Origin of the sequence: Aeromonas sp. 84A (genome assembly GCF_051919345.1) — a bacterium.
In the GTDB taxonomy this organism is placed as follows: domain Bacteria; phylum Pseudomonadota; class Gammaproteobacteria; order Enterobacterales; family Aeromonadaceae; genus Aeromonas; species Aeromonas veronii.
Map to the genome: position 1 here is coordinate 105,709 of NZ_JBQBEW010000001.1, position 20,417 is coordinate 126,125.

The 20,417-nt window shown below is 61.2% G+C and carries 19 protein-coding genes; 11 read left to right on the forward strand and 8 right to left on the reverse strand.

Features of this window, described 5'->3' with window-relative positions; genetic code table 11:
- Nucleotides 1-80 precede the first annotated feature (80 nt).
- The 5 genes from glnA (at nt 81) to add (ending at nt 5,894) form a co-directional block, all read left to right on the forward strand.
- Nucleotides 81-1,490 (forward strand): glutamate--ammonia ligase, encoded by a 1,410-nt coding sequence (gene glnA / locus ACTG20_RS00525; RefSeq protein WP_005339672.1) that lies wholly within the window; start codon nt 81-83, stop codon nt 1,488-1,490.
- 115 nt (nt 1,491-1,605) lie between these two features.
- Entirely contained in the window at nt 1,606-2,181 is a 576-nt protein-coding gene (locus tag ACTG20_RS00530) for a DUF4124 domain-containing protein (protein ID WP_440007943.1), read from the forward strand.
- Nucleotides 2,182-2,267: 86 nt separating this feature from the next.
- Complete coding sequence (gene glnL / locus ACTG20_RS00535; protein ID WP_005356202.1) at nt 2,268-3,323, forward strand: nitrogen regulation protein NR(II); 1,056 nt, start codon at nt 2,268-2,270, stop codon at nt 3,321-3,323.
- 9 nt (nt 3,324-3,332) lie between these two features.
- A complete protein-coding gene (gene glnG / locus ACTG20_RS00540; protein WP_021231490.1) occupies nt 3,333-4,751 on the forward strand; it encodes a nitrogen regulation protein NR(I) in 1,419 nt (472 codons plus the stop codon).
- Between the two features lie 141 nt (nt 4,752-4,892).
- Complete coding sequence (add, locus tag ACTG20_RS00545; RefSeq protein ID WP_075116081.1) at nt 4,893-5,894, forward strand: adenosine deaminase; 1,002 nt, start codon at nt 4,893-4,895, stop codon at nt 5,892-5,894.
- Between the two features lie 151 nt (nt 5,895-6,045).
- On the opposite strand, the gene rmuC is transcribed toward add, so the two are convergent.
- Both rmuC and ACTG20_RS00555 read right to left on the reverse strand, forming a co-directional pair.
- The gene (rmuC, locus tag ACTG20_RS00550) at nt 6,046-7,386 is read right to left on the reverse strand and encodes a DNA recombination protein RmuC (protein ID WP_194494726.1); all 1,341 of its coding nucleotides are present in this window, start codon (nt 7,384-7,386) and stop codon (nt 6,046-6,048) included.
- Nucleotides 7,383-7,598, reverse strand: coding sequence for a hypothetical protein (locus tag ACTG20_RS00555; protein ID WP_021231493.1), 216 nt, complete (start codon nt 7,596-7,598; stop codon nt 7,383-7,385). Before ACTG20_RS00555 ends, rmuC begins: the two co-directional genes overlap by 4 nt.
- Before the next feature lie 140 nt (nt 7,599-7,738).
- Between ACTG20_RS00555 and ACTG20_RS00560 the strand changes: the two genes are divergently transcribed.
- Nucleotides 7,739-8,260 (forward strand): ferredoxin-type protein NapF, encoded by a 522-nt coding sequence (locus tag ACTG20_RS00560; RefSeq protein ID WP_194494727.1) that lies wholly within the window; start codon nt 7,739-7,741, stop codon nt 8,258-8,260.
- Between the two features lie 54 nt (nt 8,261-8,314).
- Here the strand turns inward: ACTG20_RS00560 and ACTG20_RS00565 are convergent, their stop codons facing one another.
- From ACTG20_RS00565 to ACTG20_RS00590, 6 genes are all read right to left on the reverse strand, one after another.
- The gene (locus tag ACTG20_RS00565; protein ID WP_033114760.1) at nt 8,315-8,767 is read right to left on the reverse strand and encodes an Rrf2 family transcriptional regulator; all 453 of its coding nucleotides are present in this window, start codon (nt 8,765-8,767) and stop codon (nt 8,315-8,317) included.
- A 344-nt stretch (nt 8,768-9,111) separates the two neighbouring features.
- Entirely contained in the window at nt 9,112-9,951 is an 840-nt protein-coding gene (locus ACTG20_RS00570; RefSeq protein WP_042062429.1) for a PfkB family carbohydrate kinase, read from the reverse strand.
- A 106-nt stretch (nt 9,952-10,057) separates the two neighbouring features.
- On the reverse strand, nt 10,058-11,029 hold the full coding sequence (locus ACTG20_RS00575; RefSeq protein ID WP_005356189.1) for a LysR substrate-binding domain-containing protein: 972 nt from the start codon (nt 11,027-11,029) through the stop codon (nt 10,058-10,060).
- A gap of 183 nt (nt 11,030-11,212) precedes the next feature.
- Complete coding sequence (locus ACTG20_RS00580) at nt 11,213-11,941, reverse strand: glutamine amidotransferase-related protein (RefSeq protein WP_150390114.1); 729 nt, start codon at nt 11,939-11,941, stop codon at nt 11,213-11,215.
- An 83-nt stretch (nt 11,942-12,024) separates the two neighbouring features.
- The gene (locus ACTG20_RS00585; protein ID WP_194494728.1) at nt 12,025-13,521 is read right to left on the reverse strand and encodes a CoA-acylating methylmalonate-semialdehyde dehydrogenase; all 1,497 of its coding nucleotides are present in this window, start codon (nt 13,519-13,521) and stop codon (nt 12,025-12,027) included.
- A gap of 80 nt (nt 13,522-13,601) precedes the next feature.
- Nucleotides 13,602-14,933 carry an aspartate aminotransferase family protein gene (locus ACTG20_RS00590; RefSeq protein WP_194494729.1) on the reverse strand — a complete coding sequence of 444 codons (1,332 nt, stop codon included), beginning with the start codon at nt 14,931-14,933 and terminating at the stop codon, nt 13,602-13,604.
- A 186-nt stretch (nt 14,934-15,119) separates the two neighbouring features.
- Here ACTG20_RS00590 and ACTG20_RS00595 point away from each other — a divergent pair, with 186 nt between their 5' ends.
- From ACTG20_RS00595 to ACTG20_RS00615, 5 genes are all read left to right on the forward strand, one after another.
- A complete protein-coding gene (locus ACTG20_RS00595; RefSeq protein ID WP_005339643.1) occupies nt 15,120-15,662 on the forward strand; it encodes a cupin domain-containing protein in 543 nt (180 codons plus the stop codon).
- A 123-nt stretch (nt 15,663-15,785) separates the two neighbouring features.
- Complete coding sequence (locus ACTG20_RS00600; RefSeq protein WP_042054867.1) at nt 15,786-17,282, forward strand: aldehyde dehydrogenase; 1,497 nt, start codon at nt 15,786-15,788, stop codon at nt 17,280-17,282.
- A 126-nt stretch (nt 17,283-17,408) separates the two neighbouring features.
- Nucleotides 17,409-17,579 (forward strand): hypothetical protein, encoded by a 171-nt coding sequence (locus tag ACTG20_RS00605; RefSeq protein WP_005341999.1) that lies wholly within the window; start codon nt 17,409-17,411, stop codon nt 17,577-17,579.
- Nucleotides 17,580-17,704: 125 nt separating this feature from the next.
- Nucleotides 17,705-18,601: an EamA family transporter RarD gene (rarD, locus tag ACTG20_RS00610; protein WP_439987404.1), complete on the forward strand. Its 897-nt coding sequence runs from the start codon at nt 17,705-17,707 to the stop codon at nt 18,599-18,601.
- Between the two features lie 180 nt (nt 18,602-18,781).
- On the forward strand, nt 18,782-20,401 hold the full coding sequence (locus ACTG20_RS00615; RefSeq protein WP_439987405.1) for a methyl-accepting chemotaxis protein: 1,620 nt from the start codon (nt 18,782-18,784) through the stop codon (nt 20,399-20,401).
- The last annotated feature ends 16 nt before the right edge of the window (nt 20,402-20,417 follow it).

A 20,417-nucleotide genomic window follows, 5' to 3' on the forward strand; every position in this document is an offset into this window, starting at 1 on the left:
ACAAACTTGGCACGATACTGGCTTATGTGAATACGACGACGCATTCACCCAGAGAGTTTTAACACCGGAGGTTACTTAGCATGTCAGCCCAGAACGTTTTGGCCCTGATCCAGGAACACGAAGTCAAGTTTGTTGATCTGCGCTTTACCGACACCAAGGGTAAAGAGCAGCATGTATCCATCCCTGCTCACCAGGTTGATGAAGATTTCTTCGAAGACGGCAAGATGTTCGATGGTTCCTCCATCGGCGGCTGGAAGGGCATCAACGAATCCGACATGGTACTGATGCCGGACGCAGCCTCCGCCAAGCTGGACCCGTTTACCGAAGAGACCACCCTGAACATCGTTTGTGACGTGCTGGAGCCTGCCACCATGCAGGGCTACGACCGCGATCCGCGCTCCATCGCCAAGCGTGCAGAAGATTTCCTGAAGTCCAGCGGCATCGCTGACACCGTGCTGTTCGGGCCGGAGCCGGAATTCTTCATGTTCGACAACATCACCTTCTCCAACACCATGGGCCACAGCTTCGTGAAAATCGAATCTGAAGAAGCCGCATGGAACTCCGGCACTGCCTATGAGCATGGCAACAAGGGTCACCGTCCGTTCGTGAAAGGCGGTTACTTCCCGGTTGCACCGGTCGACTCCTCCCAGGATATCCGTGCCGCCATGTGTCTAGTGCTGGAAGAGATGGGCCAGGTTGTTGAAGCTCACCACCACGAAGTGGCCACTGCCGGTCAGAACGAGATCGCTACCCGCTTCAACACTCTTACGCTGAAAGCTGACGAAGTACAGGTACTGAAGTACGTGATCCACAACGTGGCCCACGCCTACAACAAGACTGTTACCTTCATGCCGAAACCCATGTTCGGTGACAACGGCTCCGGCATGCACTGCCACCAGTCTCTGGCCAAGAACGGCGTCAACCTGTTCGCTGGTGACCTGTACGGCGGTCTGTCCGAGATGGCGCTGCACTACATCGGCGGTATCATCAAGCACGCCAAGGCCATCAACGCCTTCGCAAACCCGACCACCAACTCCTACAAACGTCTGGTTCCGGGTTATGAAGCACCGGTAATGCTGGCCTACTCTGCCCGCAACCGCTCTGCCTCCATCCGTATCCCGGTGGTACCGAGCCCGAAAGCCCGTCGTATCGAAGTGCGCTTCCCGGATCCGGCTGCCAACCCGTACCTGGCCTTCGCAGCCCAGCTGATGGCCGGTCTGGACGGTATCATCAACAAGATCCATCCGGGCGATGCCATGGACAAGAACTTGTACGACCTGCCGCCGGAAGAGGCTGCAGAAGTGCCGACCGTTGCCGGTTCTCTGGACGAAGCCCTGGCTGCTCTGGATGCTGACCGCGAGTTCCTGACCCGCGGCGGCGTGTTCAGCGATGACTTCATCAACTCCTATCTGGAACTGAAACAGCAGGATGTTGACCGTGTGCGCATGACCCCGCACCCGCTGGAGTTCGAACTGTACTACTCCGTCTAAGTCTCAGCAGACTGTCCGTTTAAATCTGGTCAGCTTGCTTAATCGTGACAAAACCCGCCATCTGGCGGGTTTTTTCTCTGATAGGATTAAGCAAAATACCGTCAAGGAGAGATGGATGAACAACAAGCATGGCATAGGGGTGCTCAGCCTCCTGTTGCTGACCTCGTTCGCTGCGGACGCGGCCAAGGTCTACTCCTGGGTCGATGGCAATGGCATCACCCACTCGGATGCGCCACCACCCGGCAAAAACGCCAAAGAGGTCGATCTGCGGGTCGCCCCGCTGCTGGGCAGCAGCGCGCCCAGATCGGTGCAAGTGGATAACTTCAACAGCCTGACCGGCGCCGATGCCAAGAAAGAGAAAGAGGCGGCCAAGCTGACTATCGAACTGCTCTCCCCGGAACAGGGCAGCACCCTGCGCGACAACACAGGCAACATCGTCTTTCAGGGCACCATCAGCCCCAAACCTCCGACCCAGTATGATGTGCGCCTGACCCTGGATGGCAAAGCCGCCCCCATCGTCAGCAACAGCCTCTCTGTCCGCGTCGAAAACGTCGATCGCGGCGCCCACGAAGCTCAGCTCGAGCTGCTCGCCAAAGACGGTACGATCCTTGCTAAATCCAGTGCAGTCACCTTTTACCTGCATAGAGCGAGTGTGACGCCGGCTCCCAAACCCACCCCCAAAGCCGACTAGGGGTGATATAGCGCACCGATGCGGGTAAACTCTATGCACCATATCGGTGCATAACAGGTGTGTAGCACCGTTTTAGGGAGAAACCTGTGCCAACCCGCTCGGACAACGCCAAAACACTCTTGGATAATTTGCTGACCGCCGTGATCCTGATGGATGAGCGGCTCTGCATCCAATTCGTCAACCCGGCGGCTGAACAGCTGCTCTCTCTCAGTGAACGCCGGCTGATCGGCATCGAACTGCCCCATCTGCTGGAACATATCTCCCTCGATTTGCAGCGGCTCAAGCAGTGCCTCGTTTCAGGGCAAGGCTTTACCGATAGCGAAGTGACTCTGGTGGTAGAGGGAGAACCGCGACTGGTGGAGCTGAGCGCAACCCCGATGGCCGACCACGAACAGCGTCTGCTGGTGGTGGAGCTGCGCAAGATCGACCAGCAGAAGAAGATCAGTCAGGAGCAACAGCAACATGCCCAACAGCTGGCGGCCAAGGAGCTGGTGCGCGGGCTGGCCCACGAAATCAAGAATCCCCTCGGCGGCCTGCGCGGCGCGGCCCAGTTGCTGCAAAAAGAGCTGCCGGATCCGGCGCTGCGCGAATATACCGGCATCATCATCGAACAGGCCGATCGGCTGCGGGTACTGGTCGATCGGCTGCTCGGCCCCCAGCGCCCCGGCCGCCACCAGATGCACAATGTCCATTCGGTGCTGGAACAGGTACGCCGACTAGTGGAGCTCGAACTCCCTCCCTCTGTTCGCATCGAGCGGGATTACGACCCCAGCATCCCCGAATTCGAGATGGAGCCGGATCAGCTGCAGCAGGCGTTTCTCAACATAGTGCGCAACGCGGCCGAAGCACTGGGGGATCAGACCGGGCTTATCCGCATCAAGACCCGCACCGCGTTCCAGATCACCATCCACGGCCAGCGTTACCGGCTGGCAGCGGAGATCAAGATCATCGACAACGGCCCCGGCATTCCCGATGCCATTCGCGACACCCTGTTCTACCCGATGATCACCGGCAAGGAGGGGGGCACCGGGCTCGGCCTCTCCATCGCCCAGAACCTGATCGACCAGCACAAGGGGCGGATTGACTGCATCAGCTGGCCGGGCCACACCGAATTCACCATTTTTCTACCGCTTCGCAAGTAAGGGAACCCCATGACCGCCAAAGTGTGGATCGTCGATGACGACAGTTCTATCCGCTGGGTGCTGGAGCGCACTCTCGGCAGCGAAGGCTTCAACTGCGAGAGCTTTGCCGATGGCGAAGCCCTGCTGCACGCCCTTGAGCTGCGCTCGCCCGATGTCATCCTCTCCGATATCCGGATGCCCGGCATCGATGGTTTGAGCCTGCTGGAGCAGATCCATCGCCGTCAGGCCGATCTGCCCATCATCATCATGACCGCCCACTCGGACCTCGACAGCGCGGTCAACGCCTACCAGCGCGGCGCCTTCGAGTACCTGCCCAAGCCGTTCGACATCGACGAAGCGGTTACCCTGGTGCGCCGCGCCGAGAATCACCTCAAGGAGCAGCGCACCAAGCGCAAGTCTCGTCAGCAAGAGACCACCGCCACTCCCGAGATCATCGGTGAAGCACCGGCGATGCAGGAGGTGTTCCGTGCCATCGGCCGCCTGTCACGCTCCAGCATCTCGGTGCTGATCAACGGCCAGAGCGGTACCGGCAAGGAGCTGGTCGCCCATGCGCTGCACAAGCACAGCCCGCGCGCCCACAAGAACTTCATCGCCCTCAACATGGCTGCCATTCCGAAAGATCTCATCGAATCCGAGCTGTTCGGTCACGAGAAAGGGGCCTTCACCGGCGCCAACAACATCCGCCATGGCCGCTTCGAGCAGGCCGACGGCGGCACCCTGTTTCTCGACGAGATCGGCGACATGCCGCTGGATGTGCAGACCCGGCTGCTGCGGGTCTTGGCCGATGGCCAGTTCTATCGAGTCGGCGGCCACCAGCCGGTGCAGGTGGATGTACGGATCATCGCCGCCACCCACCAGAATCTGGAGAAACGGGTCGCCGATGGCGAGTTTCGCGAGGATCTGTTCCACCGCCTCAACGTCATCCGCATCCACATCCCCGCTCTCAAGGAGCGCCGTGAGGATATTCCCCAGCTGGCCCGTCACTTCCTGTTGCGCGCCGCCAAAGAGCTGAATGTGGAGGCCAAGAGCCTGCACCCCGATACCCAGGCCTATATCAGCCGCCTGCCCTGGCCGGGCAACGTGCGCCAGCTGGAGAACGTCTGCCGCTGGCTTACCGTGATGGCTTCGGGGCAAGAAGTGCTGGTCGGCGACCTGCCTGCCGAGCTGCTCACCCCCATCACCCACAACGCCGAACCGGGCCAACCGGCGTTGCCCGGTTGCTGGCAGCAACAGTTGCAAGAGTGGGTGGCCAGCAAGCTGGCGCTGGGAGAGACAGACATCCTGGCCGATGCCATGCCCCAGTTCGAGCGGATCATGCTGGAGACGGCGCTGGAACACACCCACGGCCACAAGCAGGAGGCGGCGCGCCTGCTCGGTTGGGGCCGCAACACCCTGACCCGCAAGCTGAAGGAACTCGATCTCTCCTGAGTCCCCGGGAAAAACGATTCCCATCACGCCCTGACAAATCACCGTCCGCCAGAACCCCGTTTAACCATAAACGGGGTATCTTTTTTGAAAGCCCCGCCTAGAATGGCAGGCTTTCAAACCTGACTCGACGAGGGCGCCCCCATGATTGACAGATCTCTCCCCCTGACCGACCTGCACCGCCATCTGGACGGCAACATCCGCCCGCAAACCATCCTCGAGCTGGGTCGCCAACACAATATCCAGCTGCCCGCCTTTGAGCTGGAGGCGCTGCGCCCCCACGTACAGATCGTCGAAAACGAGCCGAGTCTGGTTGCCTTCCTGAAGAAACTGGACTGGGGTGTGGCCGTGCTGGCTGACTACGACGCCTGCCGCCGGGTCGCCTACGAGAACGTGGAAGATCTGCTGCGCGCCGGTATCGACTATGCCGAACTGCGTTTCAGTCCGGCCTATATGGCGATGGCCCACAAGCTGCACCCGCAGGGCGTGGTAGAAGCCATCATCGACGGCGTAGCCGCTGGCAGCCGCGATTTCGGCATCAAGACCAACCTGATCGGCATCATGAGCCGCACCTTCGGCACCGAGCAGTGCAATCAGGAGCTGGCCGCCTGTCTGGCCCACCGCGACAAGCTGGTTGCCATCGATCTGGCCGGTGACGAGCTGGGCTTCCCGGGCGAACTCTTTGTCGACCACTTCCGCAAGGTGCGCGATGCAGGCATGCGCGTCACCGTACACGCCGGTGAAGCCGCTGGCCCCGAGAGCATGTGGCAAGCCATTCGCGAGCTGGGCGCCGAGCGTATCGGCCACGGCGTCAAAGCGATTCAGGATCCGGCCCTGATGGCCTATCTGGCCGAACATCGCATCGGCATCGAATCCTGTCTCACCTCCAACGTCCAGACCACCACGGTGGCGAGCCTGACCGAACACCCGATCCGCCAGTTCCTGGCTGCCGGTGTGCTGGCCTGCCTCAACACCGATGACCCGGCGGTGGAAGGGATCGACCTGCCCCACGAATATGAGGTGGCCGCTCCGGCCGCTGGCATGACGGCGAGCGAGATCCGCACTGCCCAGCAGAACGGCCTGACCCTGGCCTTCCTGAGCGATAGCGAGAAGGCCGAACTGAGCGCTCGCGCCGCCAGCCGCTGATCCACACCGGCACTGCAAATAAAAACGGCCCACTTCGGTGGGCCGTTTGCTTTGCGGATTTCTGATAATGGGTAAGCACTTGGCCAGCTGGCAGATAGCAAAAGGCCCAAACCGGGTTTGGGCCTTTTGCTGATGTCGGTGCAGGGGAAAACTACTCCCGCTCCTTGTCGCGCTCCAGCGCCCGCTCCACCAGCGGCTCGGGCAGACTCTTGGTCACCTCCACCCCCAGCTCGCGGAAACGCTCGACCTGGGCAATCAGGTTGCCACGGCCGTTGACCAGCCGTCCCATTGCCTTGTCGTAACTCTCCTGCGCCTTGTGCAGGCTGCCGCCCATCTGCTGCATCTCCTCCACAAACAGCCGCAACTTTTCGTAGAGGCGACCGGCCCGCTCGGCAATCTGGCGGGCATTCTGGTTCTGCCGCTCGTAGCGCCACAGGTTCTCGATGGTGCGCAGCGCTACCATCAGGTTGGTGGGGCTCACCAACAGGATGTTGTTGTCGAGACCGTAACGCACCAGCGAGGCATCGGCCTCCATGGCAGTGAGGAAGGCGGGCTCCACCGCCACGAACATCAGCACATAGTCGAGGGTGCGCACCCCGGGCAACTGCTGGTAATCCTTGCGGCCCAGCTCGCGGATATGGTTGCGCACCGAGGCGACGTGCTCCTTGAGCGCCACTGCCTTCTCCAGCTCGTCCTCAGCGTTGTACCAGCGCTCGTAGGCGGTCAGCGACACCTTGGCGTCGATGATGATGTCCTTCTCCTGCGGCAGGTGGACGATCACGTCGGGCTGGTAGCGCTTGCCCTTCTCCACCTCGATATTGACCTGGGTGTGGTACTCATGACCTTCGCGCAAGCCGCACTCACTGAGGATCCGTGCCAGCACCACTTCCCCCCAGTTGCCCTGCTGCTTGCTATCGCCCTTGAGGGCGCGGGTCAACGCCGCCGCCTCCTCGGTCATACGGGCATTGAGCTCGGCAAGGCGCTCCAGCTCGAACTTGAGGCTGTGGCGCTGGGCCGTCTCTTGAGCGTGGGTCTCCCCCACCTGACGGCGAAAGCCCTCCAGTTGCTCTTTGAGCGGTGTGAGCAGCAGATCGAGGCTGTTCTGGTTCAGTTCGCGGAAGTTGCCGGAGTTTTGCTCGAAGATCCGGTTGGCAAGGTTCTCGAACTGCTGGCTGAGGCGCTGCTCCGCCTCCTGTTGCAGTTGCAGCTTCTCGGCGGCAGCCAGCCGCTCGCTGCGCAGGGTCGCTTCCGCATCCTTGAGGCGGGCGGTGAGCTTGATCAGCAGGGTCTGCTGCTGATCCAGCTTCTGCTGGCCCTGCATCCGCTCATCCTGCAACTCGTCGAAGCGATCCTGGAGCGCCTGATAACGCTCCTGCGCCAGCAGCAGCTCCTGAGCTTGCGCCGTGGCAGCCCGCCGCCCGATCAGCCAGCCAAGCCCGAGGGCCAGTGCGGCGGCAGGCAGCAAGATCCCCCAGAGTCCGGGGTCAATCATTTGCGGCTCCGCTGACGCAGGAAGAGTTCGAGATAACGGTTAACCAGGATCCAGATCACCACGTAGATGAGGTAGGCGGCCAGCACCACCCACTTGTGGGTGTTGACGCCGGTATCGAGCTCGGCGAACTCGATATCCTTGATGCGGCAGTAGGCCCACATCAGCAGGGGAAAGACATAGAGCAGGGACGCACGCCAGAGAAATAGCCACATATGTTTTCATTCAACCACGTAAAAAGACCCGCCTAGCTTACACAAGGGCAACTGCGCTTGCGATCCTGACGGCCGCTATTCTCTGGCCTGCTTCCCGAAACTTCGATAAAATTAACCCCTAATAGGTATCAGGGGCGAGCATGACTCACTATTTCCTCCGTTGGCTGACACAAGGTTGGCAAGCTTCCCGCAAGCCCGCCGTGGTTTGCCATGAAGCGCGCCCGCCGTGGGCGATCGAGGAGTCCCAGTACCTCAGCCTCTGCACCCGCTGTGGCGAGTGTTTCAAGGCCTGCCCGCGCGGTCTGCTCAAACCGGCCACTCAGGAGGAGTACGAGGGGAGCCCTATTGCCGGCACCCCGGTGCTCGATCTCGCCTGCGGCCAGTGCAGCTATTGCGGCAGCTGCGCCAGAGCCTGTCCGACCGGCGCACTCGACCTGCAACTGGGCCGTCAGGTGCAGACCCGGGTACAGATTGAAGAGAGCTGTCAGGCCCGTCAGGGCTTCTACTGCCTGCTCTGTGAAGATGCCTGCCCCCAGCAGGCAATCAAGGCCACAGCCGATGGCATCAACGTCAACATGGATGCCTGCAATGGCTGCGGTGCTTGCGGCCTCGCCTGTCTGCACGGCGCCATCACCCTGATCCGCCAGCCGGGCAATCGCTGACAAGCAAAAGGGGCCTTCAGGCCCCCTTTCTTAACTATTCTTGTTTCCTGCCCATCAGGCCATCGCCAGAATGGACTCCTGCTCGATGCCCAGCAGATGACAGAGACGGTTCGGATCGCGTACCGCATCGGCCAGGGTGTACTCGCCCAGCACTTCGAGGAAGGCGTTCATGGCGCGGCGCAGGATGCCCTGAATGCGGCAGCCACCGGAGAGACGGCAGTTCTCGCGCTTGCAGTCGACCGGACAGAGCACGTGCTCCATGTCCATCACCACATCGCGCAGGTTGATGGAGACCGCGGAGCGACCGAGCCGGATACCGCCATGCTTGCCACGCACCGTCTCGATGTACCCCTTGATGCCGAGCTGGTGCACTATCTTGACCACGTGGTTGCGAGAGATGCCGAAGGTATCGGCCACTTCGGTAATGGTCGACAGGCGATCCCCCGGCTGAACCGCCAGGAAGGTCAGGGTACGCAGGGCGTAGTCGGTAAATCGTGTCAGTTGCATGGTCGCACTTGCCTCTTACTACAAGCCAGGAATCAGGACGACAACGTTGAGCTAAGAGGCAGGAGACAACCGGTTTGCCTCTGTTTGCCAATTGGTTCGTCAGAGGGGGCCTGTCTCTTAATCTGAGTTGCGGAGTGACAGGTTAAGAGCAGCACAACCGGGTGTCGATGAAGATGCACATAAATCGACACTTTCTTTGATTGATCGCAAACTTGCCGGGTTAGCCCGGCGTTTGCCCGCTTTATGGCGGGTAAATCTCCCGAATAGTCCCCTTCGCCAAACCCCTTCGACCAGCAGCCAGATGGCCCGCGAACCGCCCCTCAATCGACCGCCAGCAAGGTGGTTCAGTGAGGCTGTTTCAGCCAGTTTTTCAGGGCAACCGAGGGGATGGAGCTCTCGGAGGCGACGGCAAACGCCCCCCAGTCCACCGCGCACTGTAGCGCATCCTTGATCGCCATGCCCCGCGCCAGACCATGGATCAATCCGCCGGCGAAAGCATCCCCAGCCCCCGTAGTATCGACCACCGAGACGGGCCGAGCGGCGACCCTGATCTGCTCCTCGCCATGGATGGCCACTGCGCCCGCCTTGCCCTCAGTCAACACCAGCCATTCGAGCTGCTCCCCCGCCAGCTGGCGGGCATGCTGCCAGGGGTCGCTCACCTCGCCGAGATCGGAGCGGGAGGCTACCAGCACATGGCAGGGACGGCGCGCTTGGCCGCCCTTGGGATACTGGGCTACCACGAAGCTCTTGCCGAGCATCTGGCGCATGTAACTGATGATGGCGGTACCGGGATAGTTCACATAGAGGCAATCCACCCCCTCCAGCGGCAGATCGCCGGGCAAGTCGGGACGCCGCGGGCGGCGCAGTATGGTGCGCTCGCCAGTGGAGTCCACCAGGATCAGCAGCTCGCCGGTCTCGCCGCCAAAGCGTTCCACATGGCTGCAATCCAGCCCGTAACCGGCCGCCTGCTCCAGCAGCCAGTCGCCGGTCTCGTCCAGCCCGATACGGGAAGCAATGGTCACCTCGTGGCCCGCCCACACCAGCCCGATGCCGGTGTTGGCCGCGCCGCCCCCCAGCCTGCGCCCCTGATCCACATATTGCAGCCGGGCCCCCGCCACCAGCGGTTCGGAGAGGGAGAGCACATGATCACAGTTGAGATTGGCAAGCAGCAGAATGCGGGACATAGAGACCTCGGACGATGGAGATAGCCCAAAAGAGACAGGCTGAACCCCGAGTAGAGCCCAGCCTGACAGAAGAGACAACCGGCAGCGATCGGGAATCCGATCGGGATCAATAGATGGGCAGTTCCACCCCGGCCAGCAGCTCATCGATGCGCGCCTGACTCGGCTGCTGCATCACACTCTGGATCACCTCTTTGGTGAGGTGGGGCGAGAAGGAGCTGATGAAGTCATACATGTAGTTCTGCAGCAATATGCTCTTGCTGAAACAGATCTGCGCCGGACAGGGTTTGAACAGGTGCTCCAGATTGATGGAGACCAGCCCGGGGCTGTCGGTGTCGTTGGCCACCAGCGAGGAGATGATGCCGATGCCAAAGCCCAGCTCCACGTAGCGCTTGATCACCCCGGCGTCCATCACCGTCATGTAGTAACTAGGGGTGAGACCGGCAGCATGGAATACCTCGTCCTGCACCTGACGACCAGTGGCGCCACTCTCGTAGCTGAGAATGGGGTAGTGACAGAGCTGCTCCAGGGTCGGCTTCTTCACCTTGGCCAGCGGGTGATCCTGCGGCACCACCAGCGAGAGGGTCCAGAGGTAGGCGGGCAGCGCGATCAGCTCCTTATCGAAGCCAATCTCGTGGGCAACGATGGAGAAATCGGAGTAACCCTTGCTGATCTGCTCCTTGCTCGCCGACATCACCGGATGGAGGTGGAACGAGATCTTGGGGTACTTCTTGGTGAAGTAGGTAACCGATTTGGGCAGCAGGTAGCGGGCGATGGTGTGGGTGGTGTGAATATTGAGGGTGCCCACGGTCGGGTCCAGATACTCGCGGGAGATCGCCTTGATCTTGCTCTCGATATTGAGCATCGCCTCGGCACACTTGATGATCTCTTCCCCCACCGGCGTAATGCGGTGCAGGTGCTTGCCACGGCGCTCGAAGATCCGCACCCCCAGCTCGCTCTCCAGCAGGCCAATCTGCTTGCTGACCCCCGGCTGACTGGTGAAGAGCGCATCGGAAGCCACGGACACATTGAGGTTGTGGTCCCGGATCGCGATCAAATACTTCAATTGCTGTAGTTTCAAGGCGTCACACTCTCACACTGGTTTGGCTCAGACAGGTTTGGCTCAGGCAGGGACGGCAATCAAGCCAGACAAACAGGCCGCCACATGGGCGGCCAGTGTACCATCCGATCCCGACATCTCAGCGCTTGATCCTTCATTTTGCTACAAAATCTAGCATCCGAAGGGGTGGCTGACAAACCGGGTTCAGGCCGCGCCAGCCCGCAGCGGCAGGATCCCCAGAAACTGCAGCAGCCACTGCATCATGGTCGCCGAATCCACCTCCCCCTCCAGCGAGGAGAGGCTGCTCTGATAACGCTCATCGGGTAGCAGGCCGCGGCGTCGCTCGATCAGCGCCCGGTTATACTCCACCGAGAACTCCGGATGTCCCTGAATGGCCACTATGTTGTTCCCCTGCAGGAACATGAAGTTGGGACAAAAATCGTTGCCCGCCAGCCGGGTTGCTCCGGGGGGCAGCAGCGCCACCTGATCCTGATGGCTCGCCAGAATGCGGATATGATCCCGCGCTGGCGCCATCCAGGGCTCATCTACCAGCATGGGGTGCACCGACACACCCAGCCCCCACCCCTTGGTAGACTTCACCACCTCGCCACCGAGCGCCTGGGCGATCACCTGATGACCGAAGCAGACACCTGCCAGCTTGACGTCGGCATCGTGCGCCTGGCGGATCCACGCCCGCAGTGCCTGAATCCAGGGAATATCGCTGTAAGCATCGTGGCGCGAGCCGGTGATGAGCCAGGCATCGCACTCGTGCAGATCCTCCGGCAGCTCCCCATCGAGAGCCGACCAGACCCGAAATTCCAGTTCGGGGGCCAGGGCCGCAAAGCCCCTGATAAACATCTCGGAGTAAACGGGGCCAAAACGATCCGCCAGATCGGGATCGAGCCGGTCACAATCGAGAATTCCCAATCGCATCTGTTGTTCCTTTACAGAGTTAGCCCCCGCCAATCATTGACCGGCGGGGGCAAGAGGTTAGGCCATGAGCACGCGCCAGCGCGTCACTTCATGGTCGGCATGGAGAACTCGGCACCACTGCGCAGGCTCTGGGGCCAGCGCGCCGTCACCGTCTTCATCCGGGTATAGAAGCGAACACCGTCCGGCCCGTGCATGTTGAGCGGCCCGAAGATGGAGCGCTTCCAGCCGCCAAAGCTGTGAAACGCCATCGGCACCGGAATGGGAACGTTCACCCCTACCATACCGACCTGCACCCGCGCCGTGAAGTCCCGCGCGGTGTCGCCGTCGCAGGTAAAGATGGCGGTGCCGTTGCCGTACTCATGCTCGTTGATGAGTCGCAGCGCCGTCTCGTAATCCGGCACTCGCACGATGGAGAGCACAGGGCCAAAGATCTCCTCGCGGTAGATGCGCATCTCGGGGGTCACCTCGTCAAACAGGCAGCCCCCGATAAAGTAACCCTCGTCGTGGCTCAGCGTGCGACCATCGACCCGCAGCGCGGCCCCTTCGGCCACCCCCTGATCCACGTAGCCACGCACCTTGGCCAGATGCTCCTTGCTGATCAGCGGCCCCATCTCGTTCTCCGGGCTCTGGCCCAGACCGGGGCCCACCCGCAGCTGTTCCACCAGCGGCGTCAGTTTGGCTACCAGCGCATCGGCGGTCTCGTCACCCACCACCACGGCTACCGAGATCGCCATGCAGCGCTCGCCCGCTGCCCCATAAGCAGCCCCCATCAGGGCGGAGACCGCCTGATCGAGATCCGCATCCGGCATCACCACCATGTGGTTCTTGGCACCGCCCAGCGCCTGCACTCGCTTGCCGTGGGCCGAGGCGGTGGCATAGATGTACTGGGCAATGGGGGTGGAGCCGACAAACGACACGGCACCGACCCGCGGATCGGTCAGCAACACATCCACCACCTCCTTGTCACCGTTCACCACGTTGAGCACTCCATCCGGCAGACCGGCCTCCTTGAGCAGCTCGGCCATCCGCAACGAGAGGGAGGGATCCTTCTCGGAGGGCTTGAGAATGAAGGTGTTGCCGCAGGCGATGGCGACCGGGAACATCCAGAGCGGCACCATGGCCGGGAAGTTGAACGGGGTGATACCGGCGCAAACCCCAACCGGCTGCATCATGGAGTAGCTGTCCACACCGCGGCCGACGTTGAGAGAGTGTTCCCCCTTGAGCAGATGGGGAATGCCGCAGGCAAACTCCACCACCTCCAGCCCGCGGGTCAACTCACCCTGCGCATCGGAGAAGACCTTGCCGTGTTCGCGACTGATGAGCTGGGCAAGCTCGTCCCTATGCTGCTCCATCAACTCCTTGAAGCGGAAAAAGACCCGGGCCCGCACCAGCGGCGGAGTTTGCGACCAGTCGGCAAAGGCGCGCTCGGCGATGGCGATCGCCTCCTGACACTCGGCGGAGCTGGAAAGCCCCACACTCCCCTGCTGCTTGCCACAAGCGGGATTGAAGATGGCCCCCTGGCGCTCGCTGCGACTCTCCTGCGGCTGGCCGTTGATGAAGTTGCTGACCCTGTATGTCATGTATCCTCCGTGATAACTGATGTGGTAAATGCGCTGAGCAAAACAACGCAAGGCCCCGCAGTGCGGGGCCATCAAATGGGTTAAGGTTGTGCCTGCAGGGCATCCTGCAGCAGGGTGAAGAGATCGTCGATCTGGCTGCGCTCGATAATGAGAGGTGGCGACAGAGCGATGATGTCGCCGGTCACCCGGATCAGAGCCCCCTTCTCGAAGCAGCGAACGAACACCTCATAGGCGCGCTTGCCCGGTGCATCCGGCATGGATTCCAGCTCGATACCCGCCACCAGCCCGTAGTTGCGTACATCCTTCACATGCTTACAGCCCTTCAGCGAATGGGCCGCCTCCTCCCAGTAGCCAGCCAGATCGGCGGCGCGGCTGAGCAGGTTCTCGTTGCGATAGATCTCGAGGGTCGCCAGACCCGCAGCAGCAGCCACCGGATGGCCGGAGTAGGTGTAGCCGTGGAACAGCTCTATGGCCCCCTTGCCTGTCGCCAGCATGTCGTCATAAATGTGCTTCTGCACCAGCACCGCGCCCATGGGGATGGCGCCGTTGGTCAGCCCCTTGGCGCAGGTGATCATGTCAGGGATGACATCGAACTCCTGTGCGGCGAAGGGGGAGCCGAGGCGACCGAAACCGGTGATCACCTCGTCAAAAATCAGCAGGATGCCGTGCTTGGTGCAGATCTCCCGCAACCGCTTGAGGTAGCCTTTGGGGGGCATCAGCACACCGGTGCTGCCGGCGATGGGCTCGACGATCACCGCCGCAATATTGCTGGCATCGTGCAGGAAGACGATCTTCTCCAGCTCGTCGGCCAGCGCCAAATCCTCCTCGGGCAGCCCTTTGGTGAAGGCGTTCTTGGCGATGTTGAGGGTATGGGGCAGATGATCCACCCCGGTCAGCAGGGAGCCGAACCACTTGCGGTTGCCGGGAATGCCCCCCACCGAGATGCCGCCAAAGCCGACCCCGTGATAGCCACGCTCGCGGCCAATCAGCCGGGTGCGGGTGCCCTGACCGCGAGCCCGCTGCCAGGCCAGCGCGATTTTGAGCGCGGTATCGACCGACTCGGAACCCGAGTTGGTATAGAAGACGTGGCCAAACCCCTTGGGAGCGATCTCCACAAGCCGGTTGGCCAGCTCGAACGGCAGCGGGTGGCCCATCTGGAAAGTGGGGGCAAAATCGAGGTGAGAAATCTGCTGGGAGACCGCCTCGGCAATCTCGCGCCGACCATGGCCCGCGTTGCAACACCAGAGTCCGGCTGTGCCATCCAGTATCTTGCGGCCATCCTCTGAGTGATAATACATCCCCTCTGCCGACTTCAGGATGCGCGGCGCCGCCTTGAACTGCTGGTTGGCGGTGAACGGCATCCAGAAGGCGGACATGTCGGAGGGCGTATTGATGTCGCTGATCGGTTTCATGGTCACCTCATCCTTAAGGTGTTTAGCAACTGTCGGCCAATGCCTATTAAATTAAACACCTGAATCCATAAAAAAGGGCCCGTTATCGCCCTGTCTGGTGCCACCCCTAGCTAGACGCATCAGCAGGGTGGTATAAGATATTTAACACAATTTTAATAATAGTAAACAGTCAAGGAGTGTCTATAGATGGATATCGGTCACCGCCTCAAGGCGGTTCGCACCAAGGCAGCCCTCTCCCAGCGCGAGCTGGCCAAGCGCTCCGGTGTGACCAACGGATTTATCTCCCAGATCGAGAAAAATCAGGTGAGCCCCTCTGTCGCCTCCCTGCGCAAGGTGCTGGAAGGCATCCCCATGTCGCTGGCCAGCTTCTTCACCGAAGAGACTGAAATGGGCACCGAAGTGATCTTCCGCGCCGCCGATATGCCGGATCTCGGCACGCATCCCATCAGCTACCGGCTGGTCGGGCACAGCCGAGCCAACCGCGCCATCGGCATGTTGCAGGAGGTGCTGCCACCGGGCGCCGACACCGGCGACGACATGCTGAGCCACGAGGGTGAAGAGTGCGGCATCGTCATCAAGGGCGAAGTTGAAGTGACCGTGGGCGAGCAGATCTACCTGCTGGGCGCCGGGGATGGCTACTACTTCGACAGCCGCACTCCCCACCGTTTTCGCAATAGCGGCGAGCAGGAGTGCGTGCTGATTTCGGCCAACACCCCCGCCAGTTTCTGACATTCAGGCGCGCGTCGGCAGGGGGCAATGTTTAATGAATTGTTACAAGATGGATTTACAAGCGGCAGGATGTTTAGCATATTGATACGCGGAATCTGACTTTTGCCGGTTCAAGGAGTGAACATGAGTGACCTGACCCTGGCCCAGTGGCAACACAAGGCCGCCCATCTGACCCTGCCCTCGCAAGCCTTTATCAACGGCAGCTATCGGGATGCCGTCAATGGCGCCACCTTCGATTGCATCAACCCGGCCAACGGCAAGCTGCTGACCAAGGTGGCAGCCTGCGATGCCGCCGATGCCGAACTGGCGGTACAGGCTGCGCGTGACGCCTTCAACGACAAGCGTTGGAGCGGCCTGCCGCCGAAACAGCGCAAACAGATCATGCAGCGCTTCGCCGAGCTGATGCGCCTCAACAAGGTGGAGCTGGCGCTGCTGGAGTCGCTGGATATGGGCAAGCCCATCGGCGATGCCATGGGCTATGACGCCCCCGCCGCCGCCAACTGTATCGCCTGGAACGCCGAAGCGATCGACAAGATCTACGATCAGGTCGCCCCGGTGGAGGAGTCCGCCCTGGCGCTGGTGACCCGCGAAGCGCTCGGGGTGGTTGCCGCCATCGTGCCGTGGAACTTCCCGCTGGTGATGGCCTGCTGGAAGCTGGGCCCGGCGCTCGCTACCGGCAACTCGGTCATTCTCAAGCCTTCCGAAAAATCCCCCCTGACCGCCCTGCGTATCGCGGGTCTGGCCAAGGAGGCGGGTATTCCTGACGGCGTGTTCAACGTGCTGCCGGGCTTTGGCCATACAGTAGGCGAGGCGCTGGCCATGCACATGGACGTGGATTGCATCACCTTCACCGGCTCCACCAAGATCGGCAAACATCTGGTGGAATGCTCCGGCAAGTCCAACCTCAAGCGCGCCTTTATGGAGTGCGGCGGCAAGAGCCCCAACATCATACTGGCGGATGCGCCGGATCTGGACGCTGCGGCCAAGAGCGCCGCTGGCGCCATCTTCTACAACCAGGGCGAGGTGTGCACCGCCGCCTCTCGGCTGCTGGTGCAAAACAGTATCAAGCCGCAATTTATGGAGCGACTGCTGGCCCATGCCCGCGAGTGGATCTCGAGCAACCCGCTCGACCCTGCGACCCGTATCGGCGCCATGGTGGATCACATCCAGATGGAGCAGGTGCTGCGCTATATCGAGATTGGCAAGCAGGAGGGGGCCAAGCTGCTGCTGGGCGGCAACCGCACCAATATGGAGAGTGGCGGCTTCTATATCGAGCCCACCATCTTTGACGACGTGACTCCGCAGATGCGCATCTTCCGCGAGGAGATCTTCGGCCCAGTGCTGGCGGTGACCGGTTTCGATACGCTGGAAGAGGCCATTGCGCTCGGCAACGACACCGACTATGGGCTGGCGGCGGCGATCTGGACGGCGGATCTCAACAAGGCGGTGAAAGGTTCCCGCGCCCTGCGCGCCGGTACCGTGTTCGTCAACAACTGGGACGGCGGTGACATGACCATGCCATTTGGCGGCTTCAAACAGTCCGGTAACGGTCGCGACAAGTCACTTCATGCGCTGGAGAAGTACACCGAGCTGAAAAGCACCTGGATTCAGCTGGAATAACACGACAAAGCAGCAGTATCGGATCAAAAAGGGGGAGAAATCCCCCTTTTGCATTTTTGGCCTTCCATCACCGGGCTCAATCCTTATAATGATAAAAAAGCCAACATGTTAAATATAAAGACAAAAATGCTATTTTTTCTGGGAAGCGTACTTTTTCTGGTGATCGGTTTGCCCCTGCTGTTCTTCGTGCTGGGGCACGGCGAGGCCTACGTGACCTGGGGCCCCTGGATCTCCGCCATCGCCCTGATGTTGTGGTTGTTGATGGACGTCGACAAGATCCGCCGCGGTAAAGGTTGATCGGCCAGCCACACTCCTCCTATCCCTCAAACTTTGTTTATTCGCTTCTTTACCCGCAAAAGGATCGCTACACTGATTTTTTGCGATGTTTTCCCGCATCCAACGCTTCAGTAAAGGTCATCCGCATGCCGCAACAGATCCAGCGTCAGGGCATCATCTACGCCCTGTGCGCCTATACCCTTTGGGGCATAGCCCCCATCTATTTCAAGACCATCTCTGCCGTCCCGGCCGCCGAGATCCTGACCCACCGGATGATCTGGTCCTGCGTGCTGCTGATGGTACTCACCCTGGCAGGGCGCCAGTGGCACAAGGTGCAGGCGGTGCTGCGCCAGCCAAAAGTGCTGCTCACCCTGGCGTTTACCTCGGTCACCGTCGGCGGCAACTGGTTGCTGTTCATCTGGGCCATCAACAACGGCCATATGCTGGATGCCAGCCTCGGCTACTACATCAACCCGCTGTTCAACGTACTGTTGGGAATGGTGTTTCTGAGCGAGAAGCTGCGCCGCCTGCAGTGGTGGGCGGTGGCGCTGGCCTTTGCCGGGGTGGCGATCCAGCTTATCGCCTTCGGCTCCTTGCCCTGGATTGCGCTGGTGCTGGCGTCGAGCTTTGCCATCTATGGGCTGGTGCGCAAAAAACTGGCCCTCGATGCCCTCACCGGTCTGCTGATCGAAACCATGATCATGCTGCCGCCAGCGGCCATCTATCTGTGGGGCTTTGCCGACAGCCCCACCAGCCATCTCACCCAGAACGATTGGCACCTCAACCTGCTGCTGATCGCCGCAGGCGCCGTCACCACGGCCCCCCTGCTCTGCTTCACTGCCGCCGCGACCAGGCTCAAACTCTCCACCCTGGGCTTCTTCCAGTACATAGGCCCCAGCCTGATGTTCATCCTCGCGGTCACCCTCTATGGGGAAGCGCTGGCGATGGACAAACTGCTCACCTTTGCCTGCATCTGGAGCGCGTTGGTGCTGTTCAGTCTGGATGGGCTGCGCAGCGGCAAAGCCGCGCCAAACCGGACCTGACACCGCCTCACCACCAGCGACCCCGGCTCATCAGCCGGGGTTCTTTTTCGTGCCACCAGCGGTTTTCAGACTGTGACTTCCCCTTCTCCAGAGCCGACTCGCTATCAACAGGCCATACCCGAGTCGCACCATCCCGCCAGAGAGCTATGCTATCCATGAACGGAGCCGAATGGAGGCAACATGCTCAAACACATTCACGACAGATCCCTGCTTTTTGGTCAGGTTCTGGGGATCATGGTCATTATCACGCTGATCTCCATCAGCTTTTTCGGGCTTTATTCGGTCCGGAGCGCAGCCGATCAGATGGGACAGGGGAAGGATGTGGTAGCCGATATTCTGCCGCCCCCCCTCTACCTCATCGAATCCCAGTTGCAGGTCTACACCCTGCTCCATGCCAAACCGGAGGAGCGGGAGGCCCTGCTGCAAACCCTCGTCCGACTGCAGCAAGAGTTCGAGAGCCGTAACCGCTTCTGGCAAGAGAGCAGCCTGAACGAGCCCCTCAGGGAGCTGCTGCTGGGGGAGCAAAAAGTGCAGGGGGAGCTGTTCTGGCAGTTGCTCAACGACAAGTTTGTCCCCGCCATCAAGGCGGGGGATCTGGCGCAGGCGGGCGCGCTTGCAGCACGCCTGCACACCCTCTATAACGCCCACCGGCTAGGGGTGGACGCCACCGTCATCCGCGGTAACGAGTATGCCGCCGAGCAGATGGCTCATCTCGCCAACACCACTCGACTCTGCTACGGCCTGCTGTTGTGCGCTGCACTGCTGGGGGCCGGGCTCATCTTCTGGCTGGGACGCCCCACCCAACAGCGGCTGCTGGCCGCAGGCAAGGCCACCGCCGCCATCGCCGAAGGGGAGTTGAACCGCCCCATGCCGGAGCCGGGCCTTGATGCCATCGGCGAGCTGATCCGCCAGATCGGGGCCATGCGTGACCAACTGGCAACCCTGGTGGAGTCGCTGCAACGCAGCGCCAGTACGCTGGATGATCGCGCCACCAGCCTGACCGCCATGGCACAACGGCACACCGATGACAGTCAGGCTCAGGTCGGGGCGGCCCACCATATCGAACAGGCCATCGAGCAGCTCACCCACTCCATTGAACAGGCGGGTAGCCAGCTGCATCAGGTGGGGGAGCAAACCCTGCAGTCAGCAGAGCGGGCACAAGAGGCGACGATCGCCATCCACACCGTGGAACAGGTGATCGGGGAGCAAGTCACGGGAGTGAAGCAGGTCTCCCAGACCATTTCGGATCTGGCTGGCCTCTCGCAGCAGATTGCCGGGCTGGCGGGTGCCATTCACGATATTGCGGAGCAGACCAATCTGCTGGCGCTGAACGCGGCCATTGAAGCGGCGCGGGCAGGTGAACAAGGGCGCGGTTTTGCCGTGGTGGCCGATGAAGTACGCTCGCTGGCGACCCGCACCGGCAGCGCCACCACCGAGATAAACACCATCATCGGCAAGATCCAGGATGTCAGTCTGCGCGCCGCCAGCGAGATGGATACCGAGCTGGCCCGGGTCGAACAGGCGGTCACTCACACGATGACAGCGCGCCAGAGCGTCGCCCGGATCGCGCAGAGTTGCGAGGAGATCAACCAGCGCATCGCTCGGGTCGATCAGTTGATGAGTGATGAGACCCGGTTGGTGCAGGGGATCCACCATCAGGTCGGCGAGATGTCGCGGTTGGCGGCCGAAGCCAACCAGAGCGCCAGTCAGGCCGCCGAAGAGGCGACCATGGTCGCCCAGCACGCCCGCATCCTGACCAGACAGACTCACCACTTCCATCTCGACACCACCCGCCATTGATCCCCGGCGCTGACGG